Source organism: Gordonia sp. C13, assembly GCF_023218005.1.
Taxonomy (GTDB): domain Bacteria; phylum Actinomycetota; class Actinomycetes; order Mycobacteriales; family Mycobacteriaceae; genus Gordonia; species Gordonia namibiensis.
Genome location: NZ_JALPSY010000048.1, coordinates 1 through 11,574 on the forward strand (window position 1 = coordinate 1; position 11,574 = coordinate 11,574).

At 66.2% G+C, this 11,574-nt stretch carries 10 protein-coding genes; 6 read left to right on the forward strand and 4 right to left on the reverse strand.

Annotated elements, in window-relative coordinates; all coding sequences use genetic code 11:
* A partial coding sequence (gene trpD / locus M1L58_RS22775; RefSeq protein ID WP_154884381.1) for an anthranilate phosphoribosyltransferase occupies positions 1-1,073 on the reverse strand: 1,073 nt, incomplete at its 3' end.
* 11 nt (positions 1,074-1,084) lie between these two features.
* Positions 1,085-1,582: a hypothetical protein gene (locus M1L58_RS22780; protein ID WP_248660567.1), complete on the reverse strand. Its 498-nt coding sequence runs from the start codon at positions 1,580-1,582 to the stop codon at positions 1,085-1,087.
* 169 nt (positions 1,583-1,751) lie between these two features.
* On the opposite strand from M1L58_RS22780, the gene ctaE reads away from it, so the two are divergent.
* The 5 genes from ctaE (at position 1,752) to M1L58_RS22805 (ending at position 7,708) form a co-directional block, all read left to right on the forward strand.
* Positions 1,752-2,363 carry an aa3-type cytochrome oxidase subunit III gene (gene ctaE / locus M1L58_RS22785; RefSeq protein ID WP_248660568.1) on the forward strand — a complete coding sequence of 204 codons (612 nt, stop codon included), beginning with the start codon at positions 1,752-1,754 and terminating at the stop codon, positions 2,361-2,363.
* A gap of 111 nt (positions 2,364-2,474) precedes the next feature.
* Positions 2,475-3,326, forward strand: coding sequence for a cytochrome bc1 complex diheme cytochrome c subunit (qcrC, locus tag M1L58_RS22790; protein WP_248660569.1), 852 nt, complete (start codon positions 2,475-2,477; stop codon positions 3,324-3,326).
* A complete protein-coding gene (qcrA, locus tag M1L58_RS22795; RefSeq protein WP_006867830.1) occupies positions 3,323-4,480 on the forward strand; it encodes a cytochrome bc1 complex Rieske iron-sulfur subunit in 1,158 nt (385 codons plus the stop codon). The genes qcrC and qcrA overlap by 4 nt, the downstream gene beginning before the upstream one ends.
* A complete protein-coding gene (qcrB, locus tag M1L58_RS22800; RefSeq protein WP_248660570.1) occupies positions 4,477-6,099 on the forward strand; it encodes a cytochrome bc1 complex cytochrome b subunit in 1,623 nt (540 codons plus the stop codon). The genes qcrA and qcrB overlap by 4 nt, the downstream gene beginning before the upstream one ends.
* A gap of 118 nt (positions 6,100-6,217) precedes the next feature.
* Complete coding sequence (locus M1L58_RS22805; RefSeq protein WP_248660571.1) at positions 6,218-7,708, forward strand: bifunctional phosphatase PAP2/diacylglycerol kinase family protein; 1,491 nt, start codon at positions 6,218-6,220, stop codon at positions 7,706-7,708.
* 93 nt (positions 7,709-7,801) lie between these two features.
* On the opposite strand, the gene M1L58_RS22810 is transcribed toward M1L58_RS22805, so the two are convergent.
* Both M1L58_RS22810 and ctaC read right to left on the reverse strand, forming a co-directional pair.
* A complete protein-coding gene (locus M1L58_RS22810) occupies positions 7,802-8,218 on the reverse strand; it encodes a cytochrome c oxidase subunit 4 (protein WP_248660572.1) in 417 nt (138 codons plus the stop codon).
* A gap of 2 nt (positions 8,219-8,220) precedes the next feature.
* Entirely contained in the window at positions 8,221-9,321 is a 1,101-nt protein-coding gene (ctaC, locus tag M1L58_RS22815) for an aa3-type cytochrome oxidase subunit II (protein WP_006867834.1), read from the reverse strand.
* A gap of 331 nt (positions 9,322-9,652) precedes the next feature.
* On the opposite strand from ctaC, the gene asnB reads away from it, so the two are divergent.
* Positions 9,653-11,574, forward strand: a 1,922-nt coding sequence (asnB, locus tag M1L58_RS22820; RefSeq protein WP_248660573.1) for an asparagine synthase (glutamine-hydrolyzing), incomplete at its 3' end; no start/stop codon positions are given.

The following is an 11,574-nucleotide window of genomic DNA, read 5'->3' on the forward strand; positions in this document are numbered from 1 at the left end:
CCGCGGGCCGCCGACCCCAGCTGGGTGCTCAGCGACGCCCAACGGTCGAGCAGCGTCGCCGCCGCCCCCGAGTCGATGGCGTCGGCGGCACGATCCTTCGCGGCACCGAGTGCCTCGGTCAGCTCGTCCGAGGTCATCGGACCCTGCTGTTCGAACGCCACGATCGCTCCGGCGGAATTCAGCAACACCGCGTCGCGTACGGGACCTGTTGTGCCCGAGAACAATTCGCGGGCGATGGCAGCATTGGCGACCGCATCGCCACCCTGCAGCGCGGACAACTGGACGCGTGCGATGCCGAGATCGGCCGGATCGACGCTGAGCTGGGACACCTGGCCGCCGACGACCTGCCACACCGTCGACGTCGTGGTCGTGGTGAGTTCGTCGAGGCCGTCGTCGCCGCGTACCACCAGAGCCGAACCGCCACGGTCGGCGAAGGCGCTGGCGAGGACCGGGGCGAGGTCGGAGAAGGCGCAGCCGATGAGGCCTGCCTTGGGGCGTGCCGGGTTGGTGAGTGGTCCGAGCACGTTGAACACGGTCGGGATGCCGATCTCCTTGCGCGGCGGACCGGTGAACCGGAACGCCGGGTGGAACACCGGAGCGAAGCAGAACCCGATACCGAGTTCGTCGACACACTGCGCGACCGCGTCGGCCGACAGGGTGATGTCCACCCCGAGCGCCTCGAGCACGTCGGCACCGCCGCTCTTCGACGACGCCGCGCGGTTGCCGTGCTTCACGACCGCGACACCGGCGGCGGCGATCACGATCGAGGTCATCGTGGAGATGTTGACGGTGTGCGACCGGTCGCCGCCGGTACCCACCACGTCGACCGCCGGACGGCTCACCTCGACGAGCGTGGCGTGATCGAGCATGGCCTGGGCCAGACCGACGAGCTCGCCGGGCGCGGCGCCCTTCATCTTCACGCCGACGCCGAAGGCGGCGATCTGGGCGCCGCTGGCACTGTCGGTCATGATCTCGTTCATCGCCCAGCCGGCCTCTTCGGCGGACAGGTCGATGCGATCGGTGATCTTGCCGAGGATCTGCGGCCAGGTGAAGGCGGACTGTGCGGTACTCACAGGCAGAGAGCCTAGTGCCCCGCCCCGCCCGGCGGACGCTGCAGTACGGACCATCGGCGGGCGATTCCGTCGTGACGGGATCCCAGACTCGCCATCCGGGACCGTTCCTGCGACAGATGCATGGCGTCGAGCAACTGGACACGCGCCAGGACGAGTACCTCGAGCCGGTCGTCGACGGCCTGCGGCGGCGACCCCCAACGGTCGTCGTCGACCACCTCGTACCCGTCGAGCGCGGCCACCGCGGCGGCGTCGCCGAGCCGATCCGCGGGCACCTCCAGATCGTGACGGAGGATGACCTCTTCTTCTGCCCGCCACGACGACGCCTCCAGGGCCGTCGACGAGGCGATCGCGTCATCGTCCGAACCCGCGACGACCACGACCTCGTCGGTGAGAACCAACGGACCGGCACCGCCACCGCCCCGCAACCGGGAACGCAGGCGCGCCAGGCGACCCCGGGCGACGACCCGCCCGTTGAGGTCGCGGGGACCCGAGGAATCCGAACTCGACATGAACTCACCGTAGTCACTGTGAGAAGGTCGCGAACAGAGCCGTCGAACAGGGTCTGCGGACACGCCGGAGTCGACACCACAGGGCCCCCGACCTGCAGCGGGACAAAAACCTGCCCCCAATATCCGACCCGGGTGGCCACCGCTTACTACGAACCGTCATACTTCACTTGTGACAAGCGCCGTAGGTACCTCAGGAACAGCCATCACCTCGCGCGTCCATTCGCTGAACCGTCCCAACATGGTCAGCGTCGGCACGATCGTCTGGCTGTCCAGTGAGCTCATGTTCTTCGCTGGCCTCTTCGCGATGTACTTCGTCGCCCGGGCCAACTCCGCTGTCGGCTGGCCCATGGAGCCAACCGAGCTGAATCTCGGTCTCGCCATACCGGTGACGACCGTCCTGATTCTGTCTTCGGTGACCTGCCAGATGGGCGTGTTCGCCGCCGAGCGAGGTGACGTCTTCGGCCTCCGCCGCTGGTACGTCATCACGCTGGCCATGGGCACGTTCTTCGTGTGCGGCCAGGCGTACGAGTACTACCACCTGGTCGAGCACGGCACGACGCTGTCGTCGAGTGCATACGGCTCCGTCTTCTACATGACGACCGGCTTCCACGGCCTGCACGTCATCGGCGGTCTGGTGGCATTCGTCTACCTCCTCATCCGCACGAAGCTCTCGAAGTTCACCCCGGCGCAGGCAACCGCCGCAATCGTTGTCTCCTACTACTGGCACTTCGTCGACATCGTCTGGATCGGACTGTTCGTCACGATCTACTTCATCCGATGACGGCGACCCCGCGCTCTGCGCGGCCAGCCCCGCAGAGCGCACCTCGCCTGTCGAACGCACAGCGTAAATCGCTCTAACAAACAGTCCGTCCCGCTTAGTAGAGAGTCACAGATGAGTTCATCTCCACCGCGACCGTCGGATAGCGGCACCGACGCCCGCCGCGCCAAGGCCCGACGCAAGCTCCGTCGACGCGCAAGCGGCACCATCGTGCTCCTGGCCGGTCTGGTCATGGCCGGTGTGCTCGCCTCGGTTCTGACCCCGGACCCCCAGGTCGCGGTGGCGGACGAGAGCAACGCCGCGATGATCAACGACGGTCGCAAGCTCTACGAGACCTCGTGCATCACCTGTCACGGCGCGAACCTGCAGGGTGTGCCCGACCGTGGTCCCGCACTGCTCGGCGTCGGCGATGCCGCCGTGTACTTCCAGGTGTCGACCGGCCGTATGCCGGCCGCACGTGGTGAGGCACAGGCACAGCGCAAGCCGGCCAAGTTCACCACCGAGCAGATCGATCAGCTCGGCGCCTTCATCCAGGCCGAGGGCGGCGGACCGCAGGTCCCGCGCGACTCCAACGGCGCGATCGCCCAGGGTTCGCTCCGCGGTGACAGCATCGGTCGAGGCAGTGAGCTGTTCCGTCTCAACTGCGCGTCGTGCCACAACTTCACCGGTCGTGGCGGGGCCCTGTCCTCGGGCAAGTTCGCTCCCAACCTGGACGGCGTCAGCGAAGCACAGATCTACACCGCGATGCTGACAGGTCCGCAGAACATGCCCAAGTTCTCGAACCGGCAGCTGAATCCGGATGAAAAGAAAGACATCATCGCCTACGTCAAGTATGTGACCGAGGCTCAGCCCAGCGGCGGGCTCGGCCTGGGCGGCTTCGGGCCGGTCAGCGAGGGCATGGTGATGTGGTTTGTCGGCGTCATCGCCATCGTCGCAGGCGCCATGTGGATGGGATCTCGAGCATGAGCGGCAGTGACAAGGACGTCCCGTCGCGGGACGAACTGGATCAGATGAGCACCGAAGAGCTCGTCAAACTCGGTACCAATCTCGACGGTGTCGAGATCATTCACCGGACCGAGCGGTACCACGTGCCGGGTACGAAGGTCGAGAAGCGCGCCGAGCGCCAGGTCGCGATCTGGTTCACGATCGCCGGCATCTCTGCCCTCGCCTGCCTGGGCATCTTCCTGTTCAACCATTGGGAATTCGCCCTTCCGGACGACCCGAACTACTGGTGGTACACCTTCAACACGCCGCTCCTCGGTGCGACGTTCGGTCTCTCGGTGCTGTCCATCGGCGTCGCGCTGATCCTGATCACCAAGAAGTTCATCCCGGCTGAGATCTCCGTACAGGACCGCCACGACGGCGGCTCGGCCGAGGTCGACAAGAAGACGATCGTCGGACTCCTCCAGGACACCGGCACCACGTCGACCCTGGGTCGTCGCAAGATGATCATCGGTTCGGCCGGTTTCGGTCTGGGAGCGTTCGCACTGACCGGACTCGTCGCCTTCCTCGGTGGCTTCATCAAGAACCCGTGGGCCGAGCGGGAGAACGCTCCCCTGTGGCACTCGGGCTGGTCGCCGATCTACAACTCGAAGGAAGACCCGAACGAGACCATCTACCTGCGTCGCGACACGGGCAACCCGTACCAGGTCGCCCTGGTCCGCCCCGAGGATCTCGACGCCGGCGGCATGGAGACCGTGTTCCCGTGGCGTCGTTCCAATGGGTTCGGCGAGACCGAGCACTCCCGTCACGCGCTGATGGAGAGCCTGCACGAGGTCCGCAACCCCGTCATGCTCATCCGTCTGCGTCCCGAGGACGCGGCCCGCGCCATCAAGCGTCAGGGTCAGGAGAGCTTCAACTACGGTGACTACTTCGCCTTCACCAAGGTCTGCAGCCACCTCGGTTGCCCCGCATCGCTGTACGAACAGCGGAGCAATCGCATCCTGTGTCCCTGCCACCAGTCGCAGTTCGACGCGCTCGAGTACGCCAAGCCGATCTTCGGCCCGGCCGCCCGCGCACTCGCACAGCTGCCGATCACGGTGAACAATGAGGGTTACCTCGTTGCGGCAGGCGACTTCATCGAGCCCGTCGGACCGGCATTCTGGGAGCGTAAGTCATGACCATCGCAGACCGTCTCGGCGCACAAGCCGAGGAAGTGGACTCGCGGTATCACCTCGCCGCGGGTATGCGTCGCCAGATCAACAAGGTGTTCCCCACCCATTGGTCGTTCATGTTGGGTGAGATCGCTCTCTACAGCTTCATCATCCTGCTGATCTCGGGCGTCTACCTCTCGCTGTTCTTCGATCCGTCGATGACGCACATCGTCTACGACGGCTCGTACCAGCCGCTCAACGGCGTCATGATGACCAAGGCATACGAGACCACTCTGAACCTCTCCTTCGAGGTGCGCGGTGGCCTGTTCGTCCGCCAGATCCATCACTGGGCAGCACTGCTGTTCGCGGCGTCGATCATCATCCACATGGCGCGCATCTTCTTCACCGGTGCGTTCCGTCGCCCGCGTGAGGCCAACTGGATCATCGGCTGCCTCCTGCTGGTGCTGGCGATGTTCGAGGGCTTCTTCGGCTACTCGCTCCCCGACGACCTGCTCTCGGGCACCGGCGTCCGCGCCGCCATGAGTGGCATCGTCCTCGGCATCCCCGTCGTGGGCACCTGGATTCACTGGGCACTGTTCGGTGGGGACTTCCCTGGCGACATCATCATCCCGCGCCTGTACGTGCTGCACATCCTGCTGTTCCCGGGCATCATCCTGGCCCTCATCGGCGCCCACCTGGCGCTGGTCTGGTACCAGAAGCACACCCAGTTCCCCGGCCCCGGCCGCACCGAGAAGAACGTCGTCGGTGTCCGGATCATGCCGGTGTTCGCCGCCAAGGGCGGCGCGATGTTCGCCTTCGTCACCGGCGTGCTGGCGGTGATGGCGGGCGTATTCCAGATCAACCCGGTCTGGAACATCGGCCCGTACAACCCGGCTCAGGTCTCGGCAGGTTCGCAGCCGGACATCTACATGCAATGGACCGACGGTCTGATCCGTCTGTTCCCGGCGTGGGAGCTGTACCTGGGCAACTACACCGTGGTGATGTCCAACTGGGTCGTCCTGATCATCACGATCATGTTCGGTCTGATGTTCGCCTACCCGTGGATCGAGAAGAAGCTCACCGGCGACGACGCTCACCACAACCTGCTGCAGCGTCCGCGTGACACCCCGGTGCGCACGGCGATCGGCGCGATGGCGTTCTCGTTCTACATCCTGCTCACGCTGGCCTGCATGAACGACATCATCGCGTTCAAGTTCCACATCTCGCTGAACGCGACGACGTGGATCGGTCGCATCGGTCTGATCATCCTGCCGCCGGTGGTGTACTTCATCGCCTACCGCTGGGCGATCTCGCTGCAGCGCAGCGACCGTGAGGTCCTGGCACACGGCATCGAGACCGGCATCATCAAGCGCCTGCCGCAGGGTGAGTACATCGAGCTGCACCAGCCGCTCGGCCCGGTCGACAGCCACGGTCACCCGATCCCGCTCCCCTACGAGGGTGTTGCGCTGCCGAAGCGGATGAACAAGCTCGGCTCCGCCGGCGCCCCGGGTACGGGTTCGATCCTGACCGCCGACCCCGTGGACGAGCAGCTGCGGAACGCCGAACTCGAGCACGAGATCGAGGCCGGCGAGCGCAAGGCTCTTCGCGAGCTCCAGGCCAAGGGTGGAAACCCACTCGGCGAGTAGTTCCATACAAAGAAAGCGGGCCGTCGCGCACCATCTGGTGCACGACGGCCCGCTTTCTTTGTGCTCACCACTTCTGCTGCCACTCCCCTACCCCACCGGATATGGCACGGTGGACACCATGCGCCGGTTACGTCATCGCGGTTCCGGCCTGTCCCAGATCACCCGTGGGATGGGCACTCTCGACGCCGAGATCTATGACTCGATCGCCCGGTCGCCGAGCCCGCTGCTGGACAAGACGATGCCGGTGTTGACCCATGCGGCGGACCACTCGAAGCTCTGGATGGCGATTGCCGCCGGGTTGGCGGTCTCCGGCCGTCCGTCACTGCAGCGGGGAGCCGCCCGAGGGGTCGCCTCGCTGGCCGTCACCAGTCTCGTGACCAACCAGGGCGCCAAGCGGATTCGACGCCGTGCACGTCCGTCCACGGGGCTCATCCCCGTCCCCCGTCGCGGACGCCGGCAACCGACGTCGAGCTCGTTCCCCTCTGGACACTCCGCGAGCGCAGCAGCATTCGCGGTGGGCGTGGCCGTGGAGAGTCCGCCCGCAGGTCTTCTCCTGTCGGCGCTGGCCGGCCTCGTCGGACTGTCCCGTGTCGCGACCGGGGCCCACTACCCCGGTGACGTCGTGGTCGGACTCGGGATCGGTGCGACAGTCGCGACACTGGGAACACGTGTCGTGCCGCCCATCACCCGCCCGTCGATCTCCCTCGCCGATCCGACGGTCGTCGACGCCGATCCGCGTCCGGACGGCGCCGGTCTCATCGTGGTCGTGAATCCGGCGTCGTCGGATGGGCGCGGTCGTCGTGTCCTCGATGACATCCGGGAGGCCCTTCCCGCGGCCGAGATCGTCGAGCTCGACGAAGACGACGACGTAGCAACGGTGTTCACCGAAGCCGCGGCACGCGCATCGATCGTCAGCGTCGCGGGTGGGGACGGCACCGTCGCCTGTGCGGCACGCGCAGCCATCGACGCGGACCTGCCGCTCGCCGTGTTCCCAGCCGGCACCTTCAACCACTTCGCTCGCGACATCGGTTGTAGGACGGTCGAGGACACCGTCGATGCCATCGCGACCGGCTCGGTGTCCCGGGTCGACGCGGTGTGGCTCAACGACTCCCGGCTGATCCTCAACACCGCGAGCATCGGCGCGTATCCACACTTCGTGCGCATCAGAGAGCGGCTCCGGCATCGCATCAGCCGTCCGCTCGCCACCGCCGCCGCGATCTTCCGGGTGATCCGTAAGGATGCCCACGTGTGCATCGAGGTCGACGGGCGGGTCCTCGACGTCTCCCTGTTCCTGATCGGCAACTCGATCTACCAGCCCACGGGTTTCCTGCCGACACGGCGCCTACGGCTCGACGACGGCCTGCTCGACGTGCGCATCCTGGAGACCGGTCACCGCTGGGCGACCCTGCGTCTCCTGGGATCACTGGCCGCCGGCCGTCTGGAGCGGTCCCGGCTCTACCACGAGATGCAGGTCCCCGAGTTCCGGTTCACCGCCGTCGGCGGCCCGGTGGCGGTGTCCCACGACGGCGAGGTCGAGGACAGCTTCACCGACGCCCATTTCCGTGTCGACTACCGTAGGCTCAAGGTCTATGGCCCCGTGCGGCGATGAGCCGCCGAGGCCCGGAAAGCCGCTGACGCAGACAAAAAGACGACGCCCCACCATGGGAGGTGGGGCGTCGTCTGTGGTGGTACTCGTGCGCGCTCAGTGCTTCTCGGGACCGACGTGGTACTCGAAGACGAGTCCGGCGGCGGCACCCATGATCGCCACAGCTGCGAAGATCGCGAGCCACCAGTTACCGGTGGCGAAGCCGACCGCGAAGGTGGAGGCACCCAGGGCGATCAGGACCGGCCACCACGAGTGCGGGCTGAAGAAGCCCAGCTCGCCTGCACCATCCTCGATCTCGGCATCCTCGTAGTCCTCGGGCCGGATCTCGACGCGACGCGACACGAATCGGAAGAACGTGCCGGCGATCAGGGTCAGGCCCGCGGCAAAGAACAGACCGACAACGCCGACCCATTCGATGCCCTTGCTGGTGAACGCTGTGAACAGCGTGTACGCCACGCCCGTGAGCGCGAAGAAGGCTGTCAACATCTCGAAGAGGCGTGCTTCGATCTTCATCGTCAGCTCTCCTTCTTGGTGCAGTTGGCGAGGGTCGGGTCATCCGGGTTGCCGGTGGCTCCGACCTTCCCGCCGCCATCACGACGGGTGTCGAACGGAACCGTACTGACCGCTTCCGGCGCCTGGCAGATGGCGGCGAGCGCCTCTGCGTTGGTGGCCTCCGGGTTCGACTGGCGGAACCGGATGTAGCTGTCGAAGTCCTCCGGCGAGACCGCGCGGACCTCGAAGTTCATCATCGAGTGGTAGGTACCGCACATCTCGGCGCAGCGGCCGACGAATGCACCGGTCCGGTCGATCGAGCCGATCTGGAAGATCGGGTCGGTCGAGTTCTCCTTCGGGAACGGCATCACGTCGCGCTTGTACAGGAACTCCGGCACCCAGAACGAGTGGATGACGTCGGCCGAGGCGATGTTGAACTCGATGCGCTTACCGGTCGGCAGGACCAGAACCGGAACCTCGGACGACGACCCGACGGTCTCGATCTTGTCGAACTTCAGGTAGTCGCGGACATCGTCGTCACGGCCGCCGGCGGGACCCGGGAGTTCACCGTGCTCGCCACCATGATCGCTGCCGCCGGCGTGCTCGGACTCGGCACCGCCGCTGACCTGACCCTGGACCTCGAACGGGTTGCCCGCGGCCTCGAAGCCGTCGTAGGTCGATCCGTCGCTGAAGATGACCTTGTTGTAGCCGAACTTCCAGTTCCACTGGAACGCGGTCACATCGACCACGACCTTGGAGTCGTCGTTCTTGCCCTCGACGTCGTTCTGCACGATCACGGTGAAGTAGAACAGCACCGCGATGATGACGAACGGGATCGCCGTGTAGGTGAGCTCCAACGGGACGTTGTACGCCGTCTGACGCGGGAAGACGCCCTTCTTGGCGTCGTTCGCGCGGTGGAACGTGATCGTCCAGAAGATCAGGGCCCAGACCAGAATGCCCATGACGAGTGCGGCGATGACGGACCAGGTCCAGAGATCGCCCATTTTCTGCGCCTGAGGCGTGATGCCCTCGGGCCAACCGAACCGCATCGCGTCACGCGCGTCACATCCCGACATCAGCAGCGCGCCGAGTCCGAGTGCCGCGACAAAACCCAGTCGCTTCACCGTCCGCGACGCGGATGAGACACGCCGCGCTCGGGGCCGTCCACCGTGTGCCAATTTCACGCCTTCCTGCTCGCTCACCGGCGCACTTGCGCCGCAGTGAGTGCATGCCACATGACCTGCACAGGGCAAGTACCCGCCGTGGGCACACGGCAAGTCTCGCACCTAGTACTACGCAGCGTAGACCAACCGGGAGAAGCTTTCGTGATTGGGGTTTGATCCGGTCGTGTCCGAGCCCTCCAGGTCGGAATCCCGCTGGTGGCTCAGGCATACTCGGACGCGACCCGACGTCCGTCGGGACCTGTGCTCGCGACGAGATTGGGGAGAAGCCAACGTGTGTGGTCTGCTCGGCCTTCTGACATCCGACCGGACGGCCGCCGAGGTCGTCGACGCGGTGGCGGTGGCCTCGCACTGCATGCGGCATCGCGGCCCCGACGAGCCGGGTACCTGGCACGACGAGAACATCGTCTTCGGCTTCAACCGCCTGTCGATCATCGACATCGAGCACTCTCACCAGCCGCTGCGCTGGGGTCCGCCGGAGAACCCGGACCGCTACGCCCTGGTCTTCAACGGCGAGATCTACAACTACCTGGAGATCCGCGCCGAGCTCGCCGAGAACGAGGGTGCGATCTTCCGCACCGAGGGTGACAGCGAGGCCATCGTCGCGGCCTTCCACCACTGGGGTCCCGACGCCGTTCGCCGTCTCCGCGGCATGTTCGCCTTCGCCATCTGGGACACCGAGAACCGGTCACTGTTCCTCGCGCGCGACCCGTTCGGCATCAAGCCGCTGTTCGTCGCATCGGGACCGGGCGGACTGCTCTTCGGCAGCGAGAAGAAGTCGCTGCTCGAGCTCATCGAACGTGTGGGCCTGTCGAAGGACCTGGACCCGCGGGCAGTCGAGCACTACACGGTGCTGCAGTACGTCCCCGAACCCGAGACCATCCACGCGTCGATCCGTCGGCTCGAGTCGGGTTGCCACGCGACCGCCTCCCCCGGCAGCCCGCTGTCGATCCGCCGCTACTTCACGCCGCAGTTCGGCGTGAAGCCGGTGACCGAGGCCACGCGCCAGAAGCGCTACGACGAGATCGCCGACGTCCTCGCGGACTCGGTCGCCAAGCACATGCGCGCCGATGTGACCGTCGGCTCCTTCCTGTCGGGCGGTATCGACTCCACGGCCATCGCCGCGCTGGCGATCCGCCACAACCCCGACCTGATCACCTTCACCACCGGCTTCGAGCGCGACGGCTACTCCGAGGTCGACGTCGCCGCCGAGTCGGCCGAGGCGATCGGCGCGAAGCACGTCGTCAAGGTCGTCGGGCCGTCGGAGTTCATCGAAGCGCTGCCGTCGATCGTCTGGTACCTCGACGACCCTGTCGCCGATCCCGCCCTGGTCCCGCTCTACTTCGTCGCCGCCGAGGCCCGCAAGCACGTCAAGGTCGTGCTGTCCGGTGAGGGCGCCGACGAGCTGTTCGGCGGCTACACCATCTACAAGGAGCCGCTGTCGCTCGCGGCCTTCGACCGTCTCCCCCGCCCACTGCGTCGGGCGGCCGGCAAGATCTCCGACCGCATCCCCGAGGGCACCCGCGGCAAGAGCCTGCTGCACCGCGGTTCGCTCACCCTCGAGGAGCGCTACTACGGCAACGCCCGCAGCTTCGACGACGCGCGACTCCGCGCGGTACTTCGTGATTACCGCCCCGAGTGGACCCACACCGACGTCACCGCGCCGATCTACGCGATGAGCGAGGGCTGGGACCCGGTTGCCCGCATGCAGCACCTCGACCTCTTCACGTGGCTGCGCGGCGATATCCTGGTCAAGGCCGACAAGATCACCATGGCCAACTCCCTCGAGTTGCGCGTGCCGTTCCTGGACCCCGAGGTGTTCGCGGTCGCCGAGCGCCTGCCTCATGACGAGAAGATCTCGCACGGCACCACCAAGTACGCCCTGCGCAAGGCGCTCGAGCAGATCGTCCCGGCGCACGTCCTGCACCGCAAGAAGCTCGGCTTCCCGGTCCCGATCCGCCACTGGCTGGCCGGCACCGAGATGTACGACTGGGCCCACGACACGATCACCAAGAGCCAGACCGACCACATCTTCGACAAGAACGCCGTGATCGCGATGCTCAACGAGCACCGGGAAGGCGTGGTCGACAACAGCCGTCGCCTGTGGACGGTGCTGATCTTCATGATCTGGCACGGCATCTTCGTCGAGGGCACGATCGTGCCGGACATCGTCGACCACACGTACCCGGTCCGCCT

Coding starts and splice junctions, on each gene's coding strand:
- M1L58_RS22780 (WP_248660567.1), bottom strand. CDS start 1,582: ATGTCGAGTTCGGATTCCTCGGGTCCCCGCGACCTCAACGGGCGGGTC.
- qcrC (WP_248660569.1), top strand. CDS start 2,475: ATGAGTTCATCTCCACCGCGACCGTCGGATAGCGGCACCGACGCCCGC.
- qcrA (WP_006867830.1), top strand. CDS start 3,323: ATGAGCGGCAGTGACAAGGACGTCCCGTCGCGGGACGAACTGGATCAG.
- qcrB (WP_248660570.1), top strand. CDS start 4,477: ATGACCATCGCAGACCGTCTCGGCGCACAAGCCGAGGAAGTGGACTCG.
- M1L58_RS22805 (WP_248660571.1), top strand. CDS start 6,218: ATGCGCCGGTTACGTCATCGCGGTTCCGGCCTGTCCCAGATCACCCGT.
- M1L58_RS22810 (WP_248660572.1), bottom strand. CDS start 8,218: ATGAAGATCGAAGCACGCCTCTTCGAGATGTTGACAGCCTTCTTCGCG.